The sequence below is a fragment of the Dyella dinghuensis genome, assembly GCF_003977615.1.
Classification (GTDB): domain Bacteria; phylum Pseudomonadota; class Gammaproteobacteria; order Xanthomonadales; family Rhodanobacteraceae; genus Dyella_B; species Dyella_B dinghuensis.
Genome location: NZ_RYZR01000002.1, coordinates 26,342 through 45,813 on the forward strand (window position 1 = coordinate 26,342; position 19,472 = coordinate 45,813).

General features: G+C 59.1%; 15 protein-coding genes and 1 riboswitch. Of the genes, 6 read left to right on the plus strand and 9 right to left on the minus strand.

The window, feature by feature from the left end; genetic code table 11:
* Positions 1-20: 20 nt before the first annotated feature.
* The 3 genes from EKH79_RS01235 (at position 21) to EKH79_RS01245 (ending at position 1,728) form a co-directional block, all read left to right on the plus strand.
* Positions 21-404 carry a hypothetical protein gene (locus EKH79_RS01235; protein WP_126671980.1) on the plus strand — a complete coding sequence of 128 codons (384 nt, stop codon included), beginning with the start codon at positions 21-23 and terminating at the stop codon, positions 402-404.
* Positions 405-539: 135 nt separating this feature from the next.
* The gene (locus EKH79_RS01240; RefSeq protein ID WP_126671981.1) at positions 540-950 is read left to right on the plus strand and encodes a hypothetical protein; all 411 of its coding nucleotides are present in this window, start codon (positions 540-542) and stop codon (positions 948-950) included.
* Positions 951-1,026: 76 nt separating this feature from the next.
* Positions 1,027-1,728: an SDR family NAD(P)-dependent oxidoreductase gene (locus tag EKH79_RS01245; protein ID WP_126671982.1), complete on the plus strand. Its 702-nt coding sequence runs from the start codon at positions 1,027-1,029 to the stop codon at positions 1,726-1,728.
* 41 nt (positions 1,729-1,769) lie between these two features.
* On the opposite strand, the gene EKH79_RS01250 is transcribed toward EKH79_RS01245, so the two are convergent.
* From EKH79_RS01250 to EKH79_RS01275, 6 genes are all read right to left on the minus strand, one after another.
* The gene (locus EKH79_RS01250) at positions 1,770-3,524 is read right to left on the minus strand and encodes an MOSC and FAD-binding oxidoreductase domain-containing protein (protein ID WP_126671983.1); all 1,755 of its coding nucleotides are present in this window, start codon (positions 3,522-3,524) and stop codon (positions 1,770-1,772) included.
* A gap of 374 nt (positions 3,525-3,898) precedes the next feature.
* Positions 3,899-4,438, minus strand: a complete 540-nt coding sequence (locus EKH79_RS01255) for a MarR family winged helix-turn-helix transcriptional regulator (RefSeq protein ID WP_199754081.1) — start codon at positions 4,436-4,438, stop codon at positions 3,899-3,901.
* A 134-nt stretch (positions 4,439-4,572) separates the two neighbouring features.
* The gene (locus tag EKH79_RS01260; protein WP_126671984.1) at positions 4,573-5,760 is read right to left on the minus strand and encodes an HlyD/EmrA/EmrK family protein; all 1,188 of its coding nucleotides are present in this window, start codon (positions 5,758-5,760) and stop codon (positions 4,573-4,575) included.
* 10 nt (positions 5,761-5,770) lie between these two features.
* On the minus strand, positions 5,771-7,255 hold the full coding sequence (locus EKH79_RS01265) for an efflux transporter outer membrane subunit (protein ID WP_126671985.1): 1,485 nt from the start codon (positions 7,253-7,255) through the stop codon (positions 5,771-5,773).
* A 68-nt stretch (positions 7,256-7,323) separates the two neighbouring features.
* Positions 7,324-7,722 (minus strand): MarR family winged helix-turn-helix transcriptional regulator, encoded by a 399-nt coding sequence (locus tag EKH79_RS01270; RefSeq protein ID WP_233590126.1) that lies wholly within the window; start codon positions 7,720-7,722, stop codon positions 7,324-7,326.
* A gap of 125 nt (positions 7,723-7,847) precedes the next feature.
* The gene (locus EKH79_RS01275) at positions 7,848-9,410 is read right to left on the minus strand and encodes a DHA2 family efflux MFS transporter permease subunit (protein WP_126671987.1); all 1,563 of its coding nucleotides are present in this window, start codon (positions 9,408-9,410) and stop codon (positions 7,848-7,850) included.
* Between the two features lie 565 nt (positions 9,411-9,975).
* On the opposite strand from EKH79_RS01275, the gene EKH79_RS01280 reads away from it, so the two are divergent.
* Complete coding sequence (locus EKH79_RS01280) at positions 9,976-10,512, plus strand: MarR family winged helix-turn-helix transcriptional regulator (RefSeq protein WP_126671988.1); 537 nt, start codon at positions 9,976-9,978, stop codon at positions 10,510-10,512.
* 50 nt (positions 10,513-10,562) lie between these two features.
* On the opposite strand, the gene EKH79_RS01285 is transcribed toward EKH79_RS01280, so the two are convergent.
* Positions 10,563-11,501, minus strand: a complete 939-nt coding sequence (locus EKH79_RS01285) for a GGDEF domain-containing protein (protein ID WP_126671989.1) — start codon at positions 11,499-11,501, stop codon at positions 10,563-10,565.
* A 183-nt stretch (positions 11,502-11,684) separates the two neighbouring features.
* Here EKH79_RS01285 and EKH79_RS01290 point away from each other — a divergent pair, with 183 nt between their 5' ends.
* Positions 11,685-12,443 (plus strand): hypothetical protein, encoded by a 759-nt coding sequence (locus EKH79_RS01290; RefSeq protein WP_126671990.1) that lies wholly within the window; start codon positions 11,685-11,687, stop codon positions 12,441-12,443.
* A gap of 257 nt (positions 12,444-12,700) precedes the next feature.
* A complete protein-coding gene (locus EKH79_RS01295) occupies positions 12,701-15,352 on the plus strand; it encodes a M1 family metallopeptidase (protein ID WP_126671991.1) in 2,652 nt (883 codons plus the stop codon).
* A gap of 47 nt (positions 15,353-15,399) precedes the next feature.
* Here EKH79_RS01295 and EKH79_RS01300 read toward each other — a convergent pair whose 3' ends face one another.
* Positions 15,400-16,335 (minus strand): Dyp-type peroxidase, encoded by a 936-nt coding sequence (locus tag EKH79_RS01300; protein ID WP_126671992.1) that lies wholly within the window; start codon positions 16,333-16,335, stop codon positions 15,400-15,402.
* Positions 16,336-16,470: 135 nt separating this feature from the next.
* Positions 16,471-19,341, minus strand: a complete 2,871-nt coding sequence (gene gcvP, locus EKH79_RS01305) for an aminomethyl-transferring glycine dehydrogenase (RefSeq protein WP_126671993.1) — start codon at positions 19,339-19,341, stop codon at positions 16,471-16,473.
* A gap of 46 nt (positions 19,342-19,387) precedes the next feature.
* Positions 19,388-19,470: riboswitch (glycine riboswitch) on the minus strand.
* Positions 19,471-19,472 lie beyond the last annotated feature (2 nt).

Sequence of the window (19,472 nt, forward strand, 5' to 3'; positions counted from 1 at the left end):
ACGTACGTGTGGAGCGAAACATGGATCGAACAAAGACCGCTTTTCTAGCGGCGCCACTGGTCGCGTCGTTGGTTTATTGGTGGATGGAGCTAGTAGCGAATGGCTATCGAGCTGGCGAGCCGTTCGCCGCTTCGTTGGAATTCCTAGCGTTAATCGCGATCTTTGCTTATGGGTGGACGCTTGTCGCGGCACTCCCTGTCTATCTGGTTCTTCAAAAGATTGGTTTGGCCAATAAGTGGCCAATTTTCATTCTTGGAACGGTTTTAGGCTGGCTATTCATTGCATATTGCAATGATGGACGTCCGCTCTTGCATCCTGAGGGCTTCGCTGTCGGGATGATCGCTGCCTGCACTTTTTTACTCATTCGATCTGGCGATGAGCGGCGCATTTCAGTCGAGGATTGACTGTCCGCTTTCGACCGAAAACGGACATCAAAATCGGCGCATTGAATCCATTGGAGTGTTCGAAACAAGACGAAATCCTGTTTCTCTACTCCAATACAACTCTATAGTTGCCCAGGCAGACCCAGCGGACCGATTATGACCACACCGATCGCCACCAACGCCCAGCCCTCGGACGAAGACAGAGCCCGCGCTGTGCACTTCCGTGATGCCATCGCGGACATGCTGGATCCTCTTCTGGTCGAGGGGCGTTTGCGTGAGGGGCTGGCGAACCGGGAGTCGGTCGAAGCCTTGATTGCAATGCATCGTGACGGGATGCTAGCCGGTCATCAGTGGGACGAGCATCACCCGTTTTTCGTTGCCAACCCGGCTCTGAAAGTCTGGCAAGCCAACAACCTTGCGCGTGCCCGCGCCTTTGGCGAGGAGTTTGCCGACGCCGACAAATGGTCACCCGATGGGCGCCACTATTTGTTCGTGGGCCGGGACAAACTCGCCTTGGTAGGTTTGGAGGCTCGCTGCAAGGATCTGCGGCAGCGCCTCACCTTGTGACCGTTAAGGCCGCCGCTCAAGGCGGATATGAAATGCGGCCGTGCTGCATCCCATCGCCATGTCATGAGAGAAAACGATGAGCCATCCCGCAACACGTACCGTCTTGATCGTTGGCGCATCGCGTGGCTTAGGCCTCGCACTAGCGCAGGAATACCTCGTGCGCGGATGGCACGTCATTGCGACGGTGCGCGGCACGGCGCATACCGGGTTGCATGCGCTGCTGGCCGAGCATAAGGGGCGATTGGAGATCGAGACGGTAGATATCAATGAGACCGAACAGGTGCAGGCTTTGCATACGCGCCTGCGTCAACGTTCGTTGGATATCTTGTTCGTCAATGCAGGCATCGCCCCCAATCCGGGCACACCTATCGGTGAAGTTAGTACGGATGAATTCGTGCAGGTGATGATCAACAATGCGCTGAGTCCACTTCGTTTTATCGAGACGTTTCACGATCTGGTGCAGGTCAAAGGCACCATCGCGGTGATGTCTTCAGGTCTCGGCAGCGTTGCCAACAACACCAATGGCGGTTGGGAAACCTATCGTGCCAGCAAGGCATCGCTCAACACGCTGCTGCGGAGCTTTGTCGCGCGGCATGCCACGGATGCGCGCACGTATCTGTTGATAGCGCCCGGTTGGGTGCGCACCGATATGGGTGGTCCGGAGGCGACGCTGGGCGTCGACGAAAGCATTCCGCGTGTGGTTGATGTAGTGGAAGGGCAGACTGGCAACGGTGGTTTGCACTATCTGAACTATCAGGGCGAGACCCTGGCTTGGTAACGGGCGATTTGAAACGGTAAGCCGACGCCCTTGCTGAGACGCTAGAGATCAAGCTCGATATCGGTGGTGGGGCGCGCGCAGCATATGAGCACGTTGCCGTTTACGGGTGCATCGATGGGCTCGGGGTCGTAAAGAATCCGGCCGCCGATGAGTGCGGTCTCACAGGTATGACATACGCCAGTGCGGCATGCCCATCGGACGGGAACATCGCAGGCCTCGGCGAACTCCAGCAGGCTTTGGAATGTGTCGGACCAACGGACGGCCAGACCGCTTCGACTGAATGAGACCGTTGGTCCATCGCCTTGAACACCCTCCGGCGGATGCGGACTCCGGGCAGAGACCGCAGCAATACCCGGCGTTATCGATCCTTCGCTGCCGAAGGTTTCCGTATGGATATTCGCGCTCGCCACGCCAATGCCCTTCAGGCCAGTGATGAGGCCTGACATGAAGCTCGGTGGCCCGCACAGATAGAACTGCGCTGTGGTTGGCGCACCCAGCCGTTGGATCGTCGCCGCACTGATACGTTCTGCGGCATCGAAGTCGCGCCCTTGTCGATCCTCCGCGCGAGGCTGGCTGTAGGCGACAAGCGCATGCGCATGGGGCAATGCATCGAGCAGATGGTGTACTTCCGAAGCAAAGGGTTGCTCGGCACCGTTGCGCGCGCCATGAATCCAATACACGTCGCGATCGGCGGCGGTTCCATCCGACACCAGCTGATGAAGCATGCTCAGTACCGGCGTGATGCCAATGCCTGCGCTCAAGAAAACCACCGGCGCTTTATCACTGCGTAGATTGAATGTTCCGCGCGGTGCGCTGACTTCGATAAGGTCGCCCGCGTGAACACTATCGTGTATGTATTGGCTCCCATCACCGGAACCAAGCTTCACGCTGACGCGATACACGCCACCTTCGCCGATATTGGAGATGGAATAGCTACGCGTCACCGTACCGCTTGCAGACGCACCCGGAAGACGTAGCACCACAAATGATCCGGCGGCAGGAGGGGCGAGGGAAGGCGGTTCATTCGCGGCCAGAAGCAGCGACGTCACGGCATCGCTCTCCTTGATGACGCTGACCACTTTAAGCGCACGAAAACCGGGCCACGCCACCGCGGGGAGCACAGGCCCGAGACCTGCGTTGCCGGGCAATCCCGATGTGTTCGCCAGCAAGGCATCGAAGGAGCGCTTCCATCCAGGACTAAGTGCCGGTTCGTTGGCAGCGCTTCGGACGCGATCTTCGGGATGATTCGGCAAATAGAGCAACGCATCGACTTCGGCGACGGTGATCGCTTCGCGCCCCTGCACGACGCGAATGATTTCGTCGCCCGCGCCGATCTCTCCCTCTTCGATGACTCGAAAATAAAACCCGGGTTTCCGATGTGAGACGAGCAACGCAGGCATGCGTGGTTCGTCCATCCGTATGCCGACGCGATAGCAGGTGACACGCGGCGCCGACACTTCAAACAGCGCGCTGCCAATGCGATATCTGTCGCCGATGCACACCTGGTCGTCAGGAAGCCCATCGACCGTCAGATTTTCTCCGAACATGCCGTATTCGGTTAGCTGCCGATGCAGAATCTGTTCCCAGTACTGGTAGGACGCGACCTGATAGACCATGACGGCGCGATGCAAGCCACCGTGGCCTTGGCGGTCCCCTTGAGCATCGCCGTCGAGATTCAGCCGCCGCGCCATCACGCGCCCGTTCACCGGCCGCTTCCAGATGGCCGTGCGCACGATCTTGCCCCGCCATTGCACTTCTGCTGGAAGGCCGACATTGACAGAAACGACATGGCTCATGGCTCAGGTCTCTGCGAGCATCGAAAACAGGCTAAGAAGCACATGCTACGCGTTTCCTCTCCCAAGAAACCATGCCGGAGTTGTTTCATGGATTCACGGGTCGGCGTAGTCTTGCGGCTGCAGGCAGCCACGCAGGCGCAAGCACCGGTGGTGGCTTAAAGTAAGCGATAACGATAGCAACCATGATGGAGAGGGCGAAATGAGCAAAGGTATGGATTCAAAAAAGAACGACAAGAAAAAGCCGGCCAAGACCATGAAAGAGAAAAAGGCGGCCAAGCAGGAAAAGAAGAAGAACGCCAAATAGTCGAGTCGCTCTTGATGTCTGCATCGGCAATCTAAGTTAGCCGGGTATTCGGGCGTGTCTTACGCAAGGGCTACGCCCCAATTCCGAACCATCCTTCTCCCGCCGCGAGCGATACAAAGCTTTCTAGCGAAGCGCCCAGATGTTCGATGGCGTTGAGTTGAGATGGTTGAGCGATCTCGTTCAACGTGGTCAATAGTTTCCGCGTCGCGCTCTTCCCGCGTTCCGTCAGCGCGAGCAGGATTTGCCGGCGGTCCGACGACGAGCGATGCCGGCGTACCAGGCCATCTCGCACGAGATCGTCAAGCAATCTCGTCAAATAGGCGGCGGCAATCTTCGTGTCGGATTTGAGTTCCATCTGCTTGCATGTCGATGCACTTGAAAGGCGAGCGAGAACGAGCCAATGCAGAAGCGTCAGATGCTCGTTTGCTCCTGAAGCAAGTTGCACCAACTGTTCCATGACATGCATCGTGTATTTCAATGTTCTGGCGACGTCCGCCACTTTGTAGATGGTTCCTGTTGCCGTTTGTACGCCAACGGTCGTCAACTTATGTTTTGTGAGCGGTGCATGCGCTACTTGTTCCAAAGAGTCGTGCCTTGCGTGTTTGTTCATATCTACTCCGCAGCGAGGGCGCTGATGAGAGGCGTGTCTTGTGGTTGTTCATGGTTCGGCTGACGTGGGGTTCACTCACACGTCAGTCGAATCATCGATGCGCCGTCGACCATATGGTCGCCATGTGGGCGTACTTACTTCACTTCGCCAGCCATGTTTTTGTGAATGATCTGAGCGACCAGTTCGTCCGCGTTCGCCAACTGTTGCTGGAAAACATCCGTGCTGAAAGCAGCCTGCGTCGGTACGTTCTGGGCAAGCATCAGACCGTTATCGTCGTGCAGGTTCACGGTCGTATCCATCGACATGCCAATGCGTAGCGGATGTTGATCCAGCTGCTGAGGATCGGTGAACACCACGCGCACGGGAATGCGCTGCACGATCTTGATCCAGTTGCCGGTCGCATTTTGCGCAGGCAGTAGCGCGAACGCGCCGCCTGTTCCTACGCCAAGCTCCAACACCTTGCCGTCGTATTTGACCTTGTGGCCATAGACGTCGGAGGTCACTTCCACCGGTTGGCCGATGCGCATGTGAGTGAGCTGCGTCTCTTTGAAGTTGGCATCGATCCATACGTCATGTAGCGGTACCACGGCCATCAACGCGGCACCCGGTTGCACGCGTTGACCAACCTGCACGGTGCGCTTGGCGACATAGCCGGTGACGGGTGCGACCATGGTCGTACGAACCTCCGTGAGGTAGGCGGCACGGTATTGAGCGGCAGCGGCTTTGACATCGGGATGCGACGTCACGATGGTGTCATCCACCAATACCTTATTGGTCTGCAGCTGCTGCTGGGCTGTTGTGAGTGAGCTTTCGGCGGCAGTCAGTGCATCCAATGCATGTGAGAGTTCTTCCGCTGAGATGGCGCCTGAGCTGGCCAAGGTAACGCGACGGTTGTAGTCGGCCTTCGCTTTCTGCAATGCGACCTGGCGTACCGCCACGTCGGCCTGCGCGCCTGACACGGTGCTGTACAGACCGCGCACCCGGCGCACGGTAGCTGCGAGGTTTGCAGCGGCATTCTGCAGGGCCACATCCGCGTCCGACTTATCAAGCGTCACCAACACGTCGCCCTTCTTGACGAAGTCGCCGTCATCGGCGCCGATGCTGACGACGGTGCCTGTAATCTGCGGTGTGATCTGCACGACGTTGCCGTTGACGTAAGCGTCGTCCGTGCTTTCGTACCAGCGGCTTTCCAGAAAGTACCAGATGCCAAAAACGATAGCGCCGACGAGGATGACGGCACCAAGGATGCGCAGCATGAGGCTGCGGCCTTTTTTTTGGGGTTGCACGGCTTCGTTGGTAGCCGAGGAGGGTTGAGTAGACATGATGGCTGCCTCAAGAACGATGGTGAATAAGGGAAGAAGAGTTCGCGTCGGCAGCGACGGCCGACACGTTAGGAGCGGGCTGGCTTGGGCTATAACCGCCGCCGAGCGCCTGAATGATTTGCACCGAGTAGTCGGTTTGTTCGGCATGCAATGTCGCCATGCGATTTTGGGCAACCAGCAGTTCCTGGCGCACGCTGAGTGCTTCGAGATAACTGCCGATGCCGGCCTTGTAGCGTTGTTCGGCGAGCGTCCACGCATCGTTGGCGGCGTCGACGGCGCGCTGTTGCGCGTCGATCTGCACCTGCAACGAGGTCAGTGCGTCGTTGTCGTCGCACACTTCGTTGACGGCACGCACAAGCGTGTCGTTGTACTGCGCCACGGCGAGATCGTATTGCGCGTCCTGCCCGTTCAAATTCGCACGGCGGCGACCACCATCGAAGATAGGCAGGCTGATCGCCGGGCCCGCTTGATAGAAGCGGGATTTCGCCGTGAAGAGATTGCCGCCACCAAGCGCGATCAAACCTGCCATCGCGGAGATGTCGACGTTGGGAAGGAACTGCGTCTTGGCTGCGTCGATGTTTTTATCGGCGGCTTCTACGCGCCAGCGCGCAGCGACGAGGTCGGCGCGATGTCCGAGCAGATCCATCGGCAGATTGGTTGGAATGCTCAGCGCACCCGGCGGCAACAGCTGCGGGCGAGCGATCGTCAGGCCGCGATCCGGACCTTTGCCCAGCAGCACGGATAGTGCGGAGCGCGCTGCATCGATCGCACGATCCGCTTGTGCCTTTTGACCCTGTGCACTGGCGACTTCCGAATCGCTCTGCTTGAGCTGCACTTGACTATCGATGCCTGCGGCAACGCGTTGCCGCGTCAGCTTTTGCACGTCCGTCGCACGCGACAGCTCCGCCGTTGCGACATCCTGCTGTGCATAGGCGTAGCCGAGCTGCACATAGGCGCGGGCGACGTTCGTGGAGAGTTCGATACGTGCCGCGTGTGCGTCGACTTCTGCAGCGCGCTGCTGGCCCAGCGCTGCTTCCCATGTGGCACGTTGACCGCCCCAAAGATCGAGGTCCCATTTGAAACTGACGTCGACATACTTGGCCGCACCGTTATGGCCTTTGCCGATGGGCGGCAGCGTCGTCGGCAGGCGCACTTCGGAAACACTGCCGCCGGCGTTGACTTCCGGTTTGCGGTCGGCGTCGGCTTCCGAGGCTTCGGCTTGCGCCTGGCGCGCGCGCGCATCGGCTTCGGCGAGGCTCGGGTTGTCGTGCAGGGCTTCGGCAATCAGTGCATTGAGCTGACTGTCGCCCAATGATGTCCACCAATCGGCCTGGGGCCATGCAGCAGGCGACACCTGTACGTTTGCAAGCGTACGCGTTACCGCGAGAGAGTCGGGGTTGATAGGCGCGCCGTCCGGATGCAGGCCGCCGCTGCTGGCACATGCTGCCAGTGCGAGGGTCATTCCGACCGCTGCCGCAATGAGATGAACACGCATAGTCTTGGTCTCGGTATGTGGGTAGGGGTTATGGGATGAAGCGCGCAAGCGCTTCGGATGTAAGAGCGTTAGCGTTGGGTATCGGCGTCGATGAACTTGCCGAGCAGACGCAGCAGTTCTTTGAATTCGGTTTTGCTGAAGTTCCTCACGCGCTCGTTCAGCACGGGCAGCGCCATGTCTGGAATGTTTGCGGCAATGGCCTCGCCTTTGCGCGTCAGCTTCAGATCGACGACGCGGCGATCGGTGTTGCTGCGCGTACGCTTCAGCAATCCCTTTGCTTCCAGCTTGTTCAGCATGCGGGTCATCAGGCCGGTGTCGATGCTGAGGTGCCTGGACATTTCAAAGGGCGTGGCAGCAACACCGCGGCTAAGCCACAGAATGATGCCCATCTGCTGGCTGGTAATGTCGAGCGGCTCCAACGCAGCATCCATGTCTGCAAGCACCATGTTGCGTGCTTTCGTCAACATGAAGCCGATGCTTTGCGTCGTCGGAAAAGTTTTTTTTGTGTAATGTTCCACGTCGAAGTCCTCGAAGCTGTTGTATGCGTCGTGCGGCAATCGGATAGGGAGTGTTCGGTCGTATCGGCGATTGATCAGTGGCCGCCAGCCGTCGCCGCTTCAGCGGCTGCATCCTTGCTGGGATGCGTGACCCATATCAGTGGAATGATCACGATGAAGATGATCGCGGACAGCCAGAAGATGTCGTTGAGACCGAGCATCGCCGCTTGCGCGTTCAATCCGTTCTCGATGAAGGCCAATGCATTGGATGCACCGATCTGCAGCGTCGACTGCGCTTGTGCGACCGACTCGGTAAAGATCGAGTTGTAGCTGTTGGCCTGTTCTGTCAGCTGCGAGTGATGCAGGATCGTGCGGTTGTTCCAGCCGGTGGCCAGCAGCGACGTTCCAACGGCACCCGCAAATACGCGCACGAAGTTCGAGAGGCCCGCGGCAGATGGGATCTTCTCCGGCGGCAGTCCCGACAAAATGATGGCCGTCAGAGGCACAAAGAAGAGGGCAGTCGGAATACCCTGCAGCAGTGTTGGCAGGATCAACGTGTATTGATCGATCTGCGTGGTATACAGCGAGCGCATGAAGAACACACCGGAGAATCCGGCGAAGGCCATCGTCGCCAATATGCGCACATCGGTCTTCATCATCAGCTTGCCCATCATCGGCGCAAGGACGACGGCAAAAATACCGAGCGGCGCGGTCACCATGCCGGCATCGACCGCGCGATAACCGAGATACTCCTGAATCCACTGCGGCAGCAGCACCAGGTTCGCGAAGAAGATGGCGTACGCGACCGAGATCGCTACGGTGCCGCCGAGAAAGTTGCGTCCGGCGAACAGTCGCAGGTCGACGATCGGCTTCTCTTCGGTCAGCTCCCAGATCACGAAGAACGCAAGCCCGATCAGTGCAAATATGCCGAGCGCACAAATGACCGGCGAGTTGAACCAGTCCAGATCCTTGCCCTTGTCGAGCATGACTTGCAGCGCAGCCACCCAGCCGATCAGCGCGAGCAATCCAACTGTGTCGATTGGCAAACGATGCGTAGGCGTTTCACGGTCGCGATAAATCATCCACACGGCGGCACCGGCGAAAATGCCGACCGGTACGTTGATATAGAAAATCCACGACCAGCTGTACCGATCGGTGATCCAGCCGCCCAAAGCCGGGCCGACGATCGGGCCGACCGTTGCCGTCATCGCCCACAGCGATAAAGCGCTACCGCTTTTCTCTTTTGGAAAGGTTGTGAGCAACAGCGCTTGCGACAACGGGATCAGTGGACCGGCCGACACGCCTTGTAGTACGCGTGCCAATAGCAACACCGAGAGATTGGGGGCCAAGCCGCATAACGCAGACGAAATCGTAAACAGCAAAATCGCAGCAACGAACAGTTTGACCTGACCGATGCGCTGGGTGAGCCAACCGGTGAGTGGAATCGCCACTGCGTTGGCAGCGGAGAACACGGTGATCACCCATGTTCCTTCGTCGACCGACACGCCAAGATCGCCAGACAGCGTGGGAATGGCGACGTTGGCGATGGAGGAGTCGAGCACGTTCATGAACGTGGCGAGTGCAACGGCGAATGCGCCGATGGCAAACCGCATACCTGTTAGAGGTGCGGGTGCTGCGGAGGAAGTGGATGCGCTCATGGTGGGGTCCAGTGCGGCGATGTGGGTGTCAAAGCGACGTTTGGCAATCAAATATCTGACTAGTCAGATAAATAATTAAAAAAACGGCGAACCGTTGCCTGACATGCGTTTGAGGGGGTGGTCATCTGTGCTCTCTGCGCTGGTTGAAGCGTCAGGGGGCAACGGTGGCGGTAGGGACCATCCGTGCAAGCGTTGCCGGCAGAGGCGTCGCGGCCAGCCATGATGGCAAGCCGCGCCGTTGGCGCGCCATTAGCCTTTGGTAGCGCCAATGAGGTTTTGCGTGGCATCGGCCTCAGCAGCCGTTGGGCTGCGGATCCTTCCTGTAACTCGGTATGGGACATGTTTCATGCCTTCTCCCGTAGGCCGTGCCCGCGCCACGCGGTCCGCACCTCGAGATTTGTCTGGAGGCAGACAATAACGACGCTCGATAAATTAGTCAATAGGTAGACTGTTTGTTGGCATATTAATTTATAGGTAATTGTTTTTATTAGATCGCGTGTTCCGATGAGGGATTGTCATGTACCATACAATCCAGTCATAGATAGTTTCAGCGAGAGAAAATCCCTTGGCCGACGACGCCTTAGCCAGCGAACAGAGCTTTCCGACCTCCTATATGCGCGAGGCCTATCTGCGCCGGTTTCCGCTGGCCGCCGCCCAGCGCCTGGAAACGGTCTTCACCCTCAGATCGGTGAGTCAGCAGATCAACAACGTGTTGAACGAATGGCTGGAAGGCACCGCAGGTTCGCCTTCGCGATTTCAGACGCTTGCGTTGCTTTGGGCCGCGGGGGACCGCTACGTTCCGCACCAGGAAATCATTGCGGCTTTGCAGGTCAAGCGCGCAACGGTGTCTGCACTGATGTTTTCGCTTGAACAAGAAGGTCTGGTGCAATCGATCGGCGACGAGAACGATAGGCGCCGATTGCTCGCGACGCTGACGGAGAAGGGCAAGAGCATCATTGCCAGCGCGTTGGAATTAAATGCGCAAAGGCTGGAGAAGGTACTCGCCGGCCTCTCGCCAGATGAATTGCAATTGCTGCAAAGCCTGCTGCGTCGCATGCGCGATGGCTTCATCAAGGTTTCCGACGAGAAAACCAAAGCCTGATTGCTTTCGGAGTTGAGGGCATCCCTGCCGAATATTCGTAATGCGTGACGTCAATCGCTGACGATCGTATTTCTTCCGCGTTGCTTTGCCTGATACATCCGTTTGTCGATCGTTTCAATAAACGGGATCACTTCATCGCTGCATTCGGGCGTCGCGGTGTTGAGGCCGATGCTTACCGTCAGATATTTGCCGACGTCCGAACCCTTGTGCGGAATATGCTCGCTGGCGATCAGTTCGCGGCAGTGGGAAGCGATTTTGTAGGCTTCGCTTTGGTTGGTATCCGGCAGGATGAGGATGAATTCTTCGCCGCCAAAACGGGCGACGAAATCACGCGGGCGCTTCGCCGCAACGGTGAGAAGCTTGGCGACGCGTTTCAGGCATTGGTCGCCTTCCAGGTGGCCGTAGTGGTCGTTGTATTGCTTGAAGCAATCGATATCCAGCATCAGTACCGACAACGGCTGCTTGTTGCGGCATGCGTTGCTCCATTCGGTCTCCATGACCACGTCGAAGCGGCGGCGATTGGCGACGCCGGTCAGGCCGTCCTTGAAGGACAGTTCTTCGAGTTCGCGGCGCAGCGCGGCGAGCTGCTCTTCCGTGCGCTTGCGTTCGCTGATGTCGAACATGAATCCGACGAGCGAGTCCACGTCGCCGTTGTCCTTGCGCACCACGTGCACCACGTCGCGAATCCAGACGAAGTCGCCGTTCTTGTTGAGTGCGCGATAGTCCGCTTCGTGATCGATGCCGGCCTTCGATTGCGCGACACAAAAATTGACGGCCCAGTCGCGATCTTCCGGATGAATGCGCTCGGCCCAATCTTGTACGGTGGCCCAGCTCGATTGATCCCAACCCAGCAGCTCTTCGATCTGCGGACCGATGTAGGCGAACTGCATGGTGTCCCAATCGATCTTCCAGGGAATGGCGCGGGTGGATTCCAATAGCGTTTTGTACGTAGCGCCATCCAAGTCCATCTTGCTTTCGATTGTCGTCATCGTGGTCCGGTCCGTTCGAAGGTGTGCCGCGCGAGGGGCGGGTCGCATGCCACTTGGCACTAGTCGATCAGATATTGACGCAGTTTGATGTAATTCAGCTACCACAGGCGTGTCATCCAGGCGCCCACTTCCCCGTTAAAATGGATGGTGTTCTACCCCCAACCCCGTCACATGGAGTGCCTCATGTCCCCATTACTCAGGAAGACCATTGGGTCGTTGTGCTTTGCCGTGCCTTTCGTTGCAGCGTCGCTGACCGGAGCTGCCTACGCGCAGGATTCCGCGCCCGCTAGCAGCAGTTCGGTGCCCACCGACAAGGATCTCGCGAAGTCCGAATGCATCATCGGCGAGGAACGTTTTCTACCGGGCGATTACTACTACTGCCTCGGCACGCTGACCTACGGCCAGCACAACTACAGCGATTCGCAGCGATTCTTTACGACGGCTGCCAGTTGGGCCAGCAAACCCGCGCAGTTCGTGCTGGGTGTGATGGCGTTGAACGGCGATCAGCAACCGCGCAATCGAGCACTGGCGCTGGCGTGGTTAACGCTCGCGTCGGAGCGTCCGGATTCCCGCTTCAAGGCTTCCTACGATCAGGTCTACAAGGCCTCGACGATGGCCGAACGCAGGGCGGCGGATGATTTGCTCGCGAAGATGCGCCCCGTTTATGGTGATGCCACGGCGGCCGTGCGCGCAGAGAAGCGCTATCAGGACGGCATGGCCATGCTGGCGCGGCAGGACACGCCGCCAGGCCAGATGTACTGCATGGAAGGTGTCACCGATCAGCTCTCCGGGCCGCAGCGCCCGTGCCAACCGGTGATGATGTACACCGAGACGATCGACAAGGCCTCCGTGAATGTGTTCGACGGTTGGACCGGTCACGTGACCGTGGGGCCTGTCGAGCAAGTGCCCGCACCGGGCAAGCCATCGAGCGGTGCGAACTGACGCCCCGTTTCGACCGATCGAGAAGGGCCCCGCATGCGGGGCCTTTCTTTTTGCAGTCACCTATCGAAAAGCGCGAATTTTTCAGCGAACCATGACCATAGTCATGACTTCCGGCGGTATCTGCCCACTCATCGCTCATAGCACCATGCCGCATCTGTGCATTGCGCAGCAGACAGGGCGAGCAGTCGATTGACCCGAGGGGAGGGGTTGCTCGCTTATCGACCGGTGCAGCCGGTCAATCGATTCGAGAGGATGTCATGCGTCGTATTCTTTTTTCCGCTATCGCGCTGGCCTTGGCCGGTGCGTCGATGAGTGGCATTGCTGCCGCACCGTCGGCTGCAACGTCTGCCGAAGTCATCGGCACCACGCAGTTGCCGCGCAATGTGCGGCCTACGCATTACGACGTTAACGTGACGCCTCACGCTGATTCGCTCACGTTTGACGGCAAGGTCGCGGTCGCGATCGACGTGATCAAACCGACGGCGAGCATCACGCTGAATGCCATCGACTTGACGTTCGCGTCAGTGAGTCTGTCGCCGGTAGCCGGTCAGGCAACCTTTCCGGCGCCGAAAGTTTCCGTCGACGACAAGGCACAAACCGCCACGTTTACGTTTGCGAAACCGCTCCCGGTCGGCAGCTACACATTGTCGATGAATTACAGCGGCAAGATCGGCACGCAGCCGGTGGGTTTGTTCGTGCTCGACTACGACACCAAGGCCGGCAAGAAGCACGCGCTGTACACGCAGTTTGAAAACTCCGATGCGCGCCGTTTCATTCCGTCGTGGGATGAGCCCGCTTACAAAGCCACCTTCAGCTTGACCGCCATCGTTCCATCCGACGACATGGCCGTCAGCAACATGCCGGCCGCGCAGAAGTCGGACCTTGGCAACGGCATGACACGCGTGCAATTCCAGCAATCGCCGAAGATGTCGACCTATCTGCTGTTCTTCGGCGCTGGTGAATTCGATCGCGCGACCACCACATCGGATGGCACCGAGATAGGTGTCGTCACGCAGAAGGGTGTCTCGTCGCAGGCAGGTTTCGCACTGGATTCGGCCAAGGCCGTGCTACACGAATACAACGATTACTTCGGCACGCCGTATCCGCTGCCCAAGCTGGACAACGTCGCCGCTCCCGGCACCAGCCAGTTCTTCGGCGCGATGGAAAACTGGGGCGCCATCTTCACCTTCGAATACGTGATGCTGCTCGATCCTTCGATCTCCACACAGGGCGACAAGGAAGAAGTCTTCGGCGTCGAAGCGCATGAAATGGCGCACCAGTGGTTCGGCGATCTGGTCACCATGCGCTGGTGGGACGATCTGTGGCTCAACGAAGGCTTCGCCTCATGGATGGCGACGCGTACCACCGAGAAGCTGCATCCGGAATGGCACGCCGAGCTGGATACGGTAGGCATTCGCGAGTCGGCCATGGCACTCGATTCCGTCGCGACGTCGCATCCCATCGTGCAGCGTATCGAAACGGTGGAGCAGGCCAATCAGGCTTTCGACGCCATCACCTATTCCAAGGGCGAATCGGTGATTCGCATGCTCGAGAATTACATCGGTGCGGATACGTGGCGCGATGGCGTGCGCCGTTACATCAAGGATCACGCGTACAGCAACACCGTCTCCGACGATTTGTGGCGCGCTATGGAAACCGTCACCAATAAGCCGGTGACCACGATTGCGCACGACTTCACGCTGCAGCCGGGCATTCCGCTGATCCGCGTGACCTCGGAAACGTGCAAGAACGGCAGCACCACGCTGGTGCTGACACAAGGTGAATTCACGCGCGACCGCCCGAACAAGACGCCGTTGCATTGGCATGTGCCCGTTATCGCCGAAACAATCGGCGGCAAGACGGTCAGCACCATCGTCGACGGTCACGCATCGCTGGTCGTGCCGGGTTGCGGTCCGGTTGTCGTCAACGCGGGGCAGGCTGGTTATTACCGCACGCTCTACACGCCCGCTGCCTTCGCGGCGCTCAGCGCGGATTACGCAAAAATGCAGCCGATCGATCAGATCGGTTTGATGGAAGACACCTACGCGCTAGGCATGGCCGGCAACGAACCGGCATCGCTGGTGATGGACCTGATCAAGGCCGCGCCCGACGACAGCAACCCGGCATTGTGGGCGACGATGGCCGAACTGCTGAGCAGCTTCGATAGCTACTACCGCGACACGGGTGCACGTCAGCAACAGCTCCGCAGTTTTGCCATTGCACGGCTTGAGCCGGAACTCACGCGCATCGGTTGGGAAGCCAAACCCGACGAACCGACCTTGGTGACCAACCTGCGTCAGCAGTTGATCCAGGTGCTCGCATCGCTGGACGATCAGAACGTGGTCAACGAAGCACGTCGTCGCTACGCCGCGCAGTCGACCGATCCGAAAGCCATTCCGGCTGCACTGCGCAAGACGATCTACGCTGTCGTTGCCACGCATGCCGATGCGGCAACGTGGGATCAGCTGCACAAACAAGCACAGGCTGAAAAGACCCCGCTGATCAAGGCCGGTCTCTACGACATGCTCGCATCGTCGGAAGACGAGGCGCTGGCCAAACGTGCGCTGGACCTGTCGGTGACTGACGAACCGGGTGCCACCACCAGCGCCAACATGATCGACACCGTTTCGCGGCTGCATCCGGATATGGCTTTCGATTTCGTCGTCGCACATCGTGAGCAGGTGGAAAAGCTGGTGGACGGCCCATCACTCAGCCAGTACTACCCGCGCGTGGCACGCATGTCGCTCGATCCGGCCATGGTCGGCAAGCTGACCGATTTCGCCAACGCACATATCGCCGCGTCGGCGCGCCGCAATGTGAATACCGCGATTGCGAACATTCAATACCGCATCGGCGTGCGCAATCAGCGCCTGCCAGCTATCGATGCGTGGTTGAAGAAGAACGGTTGATGCCATGCATGCAGCCTCTCTCGTAACGGGAGAGGCTGCATGACTTATCAGCCGTCGGCCGCGACATCGTCCAGGAAGGATGCCGTCGGCACGAAATACAGCGAGCCGGTGACGGCTTTGCTGAAATCCAGCAATCGGTCGTAGTTGCCAGGCGGACGGCCGACGAACATGTTGTTGAGCATTTGCTCGATGCGATGCGGGGATCGCGCATAGCCGATGAAGTAGGTGCCGAATTCGCCTTTGCTTGCATCGCCGAACGGCATGTTGTCACGCACGATGTCCAGCTCTTCGCCGTTTTCCACGATGGTCGTCAACGCGTTGTGCGCGTAACTTGGTTTCACGTCATCGTCCAGCTCGATATCCTCGAGTTTGGTTCGGCCGATGATCTTTTCCTGCTGCTCGACAGGTACGGCATTCCACGCGGGCAAATTGTGCAGGTACTTCTGCACGATCACGTAGCTGCCGCCGGTAAAGGCTGGATCTTCACTGCCGATAATGGCGGCCTCGACGGCGGCCTGATCCGTCGGATTCTCGGTGCCGTCGACAAAGCCGATCAAATCGCGGTCGTCGAAATAATTGAAGCCGTGCACTTCATCGGATTCGGCGACGGCGTCGCCGAGGCGGGAGACGATGTATCTCGCCATTTCGAAGCACATGTCCATGCGCGTGGAGCGAATGTGGAACAGGATGTCGCCCGGCGTGGCGACGGCATGGTGCACGCCTTTGATTTCGCGAAACGGGTGTAGGTCTTTAGGGCGTGGTTGCCCGAACAAGCGATCCCATGCATAGGAACCGAAGGCCATGATGCACGACAGACGGCTTTCGAGATCGCGGAATCCAACGGCGCGCAGTAGCCCGGAAAGATCGCCGCACAGCTTACGCACGGTCGCGCGGTGCTCGGGTTCGGGCTTAAGCGTTACGACGAGAAAAATTGCCGCATGCGTGAGCTTTGCAACAACCGGCTGCTGAATCGTGGTGGTCACGATGGGTTCCTCACTGGGTTGTCTGCTGCAGTTTAGTCGCCGCTCCACGGATTTCTATAGCGGATCGGCGAGGAGCGTTCAAAAAAAGACCCCGCCAAAGCGGGGTCTTTCTGGTTACGGGTTGAAGAAGAGGGCTTATACCTCGGCTTCTTCCTTGTACGCGTCAATCGGAATGCAGGCGCACATGACATTCTTGTCGCCGTAGACATTGTCCACGCGTGCGACGGGCGACCAGTATTTCTGCAAGCGCAGGCTTGCCAGCGGGAAGGCGGCCAGTTCGCGCGGGTAGGCGTGCGTCCACTCCGTGCCGGTGACCATGGTGGCAGTGTGCGGTGCGTTCTTGAGCGGGTTGTCTTCGCGATCCAGACGGCCGTCTTCGATGGCGCGGATTTCGTCGCGAATCTGGATCATCGCGTCGATGAAGCGATCCAGTTCGTGCTGCGATTCGCTTTCGGTCGGCTCGACCATCAGCGTGCCCGCCACCGGGAAGCTCAGCGTCGGTGCGTGGAAGCCGAAGTCGATCAGGCGCTTTGCCACGTCTTCGGCACTGATACCGGTGCTGTCCTTGATCGGGCGCAGATCGAGAATGCATTCGTGCGCGACCAAACCGTTACGACCGGTGTAAAGCGTTTCGTAATGCGGTGCCAGGCGCTTGGCGATGTAGTTGGCATTGAGCAGCGCCACCTGTGTCGCTTTGCGCAGACCCTGCTGACCCATCATCGTGATGTACATCCACGAAATTGGCAGGATGCTGGCGCTGCCGAAGCTCGCAGCGCTCACCATGCCGACCTTGCCTTCGCCGCCGAGCGTGCGCGGAAGGAACGGTGCAAGATGCGACTTCACCGCACACGGACCCACGCCCGGGCCGCCGCCGCCGTGCGGAATGCAGAACGTCTTGTGCAGGTTCAGATGCGAAACGTCCGAACCCCACTTGCCCGGTTTGGCTACGCCGACGAGCGCATTCATGTTGGCGCCATCGGTGTAAACCTGGCCGCCGTGTTCATGCACGATCTCGCAGATGCGCACCACGTCTTCCTCGAATACGCCGTGCGTAGACGGGTAGGTGATCATCAACGCAGCGAGGCGATCAGCGTACTTCTCAGCCTTGGCGCGGATGTCGTCGATATCGACGTTGCCGTTGCTGTCGCACTTGGTCACCACCACCGTCATGCCGCACATCTGCGCGGAAGCGGGGTTGGTGCCATGGGCGGATTCGGGGATCAGGCAGATATCGCGCTGATCCTGGCCGCGCGAACGGTGATATTCGCGAATGGCGAGCAGGCCGGCGTATTCGCCCTGTGCGCCCGAGTTCGGCTGCAGGCTCACCGCGTCGTAGCCGGTGCATTCCACTAGCATGGCTTCCAGTTCATCGATCAGCTGCTTGTAACCCTGCGTCTGATCGACCGGCGCCAGCGGATGGATGGCGCCGAATTCAGGCCATGTCACCGGAATCATTTCCGCGGTGGCGTTGAGCTTCATGGTGCAGCTGCCGAGCGGAATCATGGTGCGATCCATCGCCAGATCCTTGTCGGCGAGCGAGCGCATGTAGCGCAGCAGTTCGTGTTCGCTGTGATGCGTGTTGAATACCGGGTGCTGCAGGAACGTGCTCTTGCGCAGCAAAGCTGTCGGCAACGCATCGGGCGTGGCTGCATCCAGTTCGTCGATATCGCCGATGTCGGCGCTGAACAGGTTGGCGAGTGCAAGCACGTCGGCGCGTGTGGTGGTTTCGTCGAGGCTGATACCCACGCTCTGGCCATGGATCTGGCGCAGGTTGATGCCGAGGCCCTCCGCCTTGGCGTGAATCGCATCGGCGTCGACGTTGGTGACATGCAAGGTGTCGAAGAAATCATGACCCACTTCCATGCCTGCGCTACGCAATGCAGCGGCGAGAATGGCGGCGAGGCGATGCGTGCGGCGCGCGATGCGCGTCAGTCCTTCCGGACCGTGGTAGACGGCGTACATGCTGGCCATCACCGCGAGCAGTACCTGCGCCGTGCAGATGTTGGACGTGGCCTTCTCGCGACGGATGTGCTGTTCGCGCGTCTGCAGGGTCAGGCGATAGGCAGGCTTGCCTTCCGCATCCACCGATACACCGATCAGGCGACCCGGCATCGAACGCTTGTACGCGTCGCGGCAAGCGAGATAAGCGGCGTGCGGGCCGCCGAAGCCGAACGGCACGCCGAAACGCTGGCTGTTGCCGATGACGATATCCGCACCCCATGAACCCGGCGACGCAATCAGCGTCAGCGCAAGCAGATCGGTAGCGACCGCGACGATGCCGCCGCGCGCATGCACTGCATCGGCTACCGCCTTGTAGTCATGGATCTGGCCGAAGGTGTTCGGATATTGCAGCAGCACACCGAAGCTATCGACCTTGATGGCGTCCGCCGCATCACCGACATGCAGCTCGATGCCGATACCGTCAGCGCGCGTATGCAGCACTTCCAGCGTCTGCGGATGCACGTCGTTGGCGACGAAGAACACGTTGGACTTGGATTTGGCCGAACGCTTGGCCAGCGTCATCGCTTCGCCTGCGGCGGTGGCCTCATCCAGCAGCGAGGCGTTGGAGATATCCATGCCGGTAAGGTCGGCGACCATGGTCTGGAAGTTGATCAGCGCTTCCATGCGGCCTTGCGAGATCTCCGCCTGATACGGCGTGTATGCCGTGTACCACGCGGGATTCTCCAGGATATTGCGCAGGATGACGTTCGGCGTGAGCGTACCGTAGTAACCCTGGCCGATGTAGTTCTTGAACACCTTGTTCTTGCGCGCGATGGTGCGAATTTTCGCCAGCGCTTCTTCTTCCGTGATGCTTTCCGGCAGCGCGAGCGGCTGCTTGGATTTGATCTGACCCGGCACGATGGCGTCGGTCATCGCTTCGAGCGAATCGTGGCCGATCACGTGCAGCATCTGCGCGATCTCGGCATCGTTCGGGCCGATGTGGCGCTCGATGAAGGCGTGATGGTGCTCGAGTTCGCGTAGCGAAGGGGAGTTGTTCTGGCTCATGGCAAGGGGCGTCCGAAAACGCGTGCATGCCGCACGCTAGGCGCCCCTCTGTCCTTTTGCCTGAGAGTTTGGAAGCGTTGTTGCTGCTTCGTGCCCCTTCGGCGCCGGATTCAACCGGTCTCTCCAGAGTC

What these genes read in the sequence shown, in the direction of transcription:
- EKH79_RS01285 (WP_126671989.1), bottom strand. Translation starts at nt 11,501, where the DNA reads ATGACGACAATCGAAAGCAAGATGGACTTGGATGGCGCTACGTACAAA.
- EKH79_RS01265 (WP_126671985.1), bottom strand. Translation starts at nt 7,255, where the DNA reads ATGCGTGTTCATCTCATTGCGGCAGCGGTCGGAATGACCCTCGCACTG.
- EKH79_RS01255 (WP_199754081.1), bottom strand. Translation starts at nt 4,438, where the DNA reads ATGAACAAACACGCAAGGCACGACTCTTTGGAACAAGTAGCGCATGCA.
- EKH79_RS01290 (WP_126671990.1), top strand. Translation starts at nt 11,685, where the DNA reads ATGTCCCCATTACTCAGGAAGACCATTGGGTCGTTGTGCTTTGCCGTG.
- EKH79_RS01240 (WP_126671981.1), top strand. Translation starts at nt 540, where the DNA reads ATGACCACACCGATCGCCACCAACGCCCAGCCCTCGGACGAAGACAGA.
- EKH79_RS01270 (WP_233590126.1), bottom strand. Translation starts at nt 7,722, where the DNA reads ATGTTGACGAAAGCACGCAACATGGTGCTTGCAGACATGGATGCTGCG.
- EKH79_RS01245 (WP_126671982.1), top strand. Translation starts at nt 1,027, where the DNA reads ATGAGCCATCCCGCAACACGTACCGTCTTGATCGTTGGCGCATCGCGT.
- gcvP (WP_126671993.1), bottom strand. Translation starts at nt 19,341, where the DNA reads ATGAGCCAGAACAACTCCCCTTCGCTACGCGAACTCGAGCACCATCAC.
- EKH79_RS01275 (WP_126671987.1), bottom strand. Translation starts at nt 9,410, where the DNA reads ATGAGCGCATCCACTTCCTCCGCAGCACCCGCACCTCTAACAGGTATG.
- EKH79_RS01235 (WP_126671980.1), top strand. Translation starts at nt 21, where the DNA reads ATGGATCGAACAAAGACCGCTTTTCTAGCGGCGCCACTGGTCGCGTCG.
- EKH79_RS01250 (WP_126671983.1), bottom strand. Translation starts at nt 3,524, where the DNA reads ATGAGCCATGTCGTTTCTGTCAATGTCGGCCTTCCAGCAGAAGTGCAA.
- EKH79_RS01260 (WP_126671984.1), bottom strand. Translation starts at nt 5,760, where the DNA reads ATGTCTACTCAACCCTCCTCGGCTACCAACGAAGCCGTGCAACCCCAA.
- EKH79_RS01295 (WP_126671991.1), top strand. Translation starts at nt 12,701, where the DNA reads ATGCGTCGTATTCTTTTTTCCGCTATCGCGCTGGCCTTGGCCGGTGCG.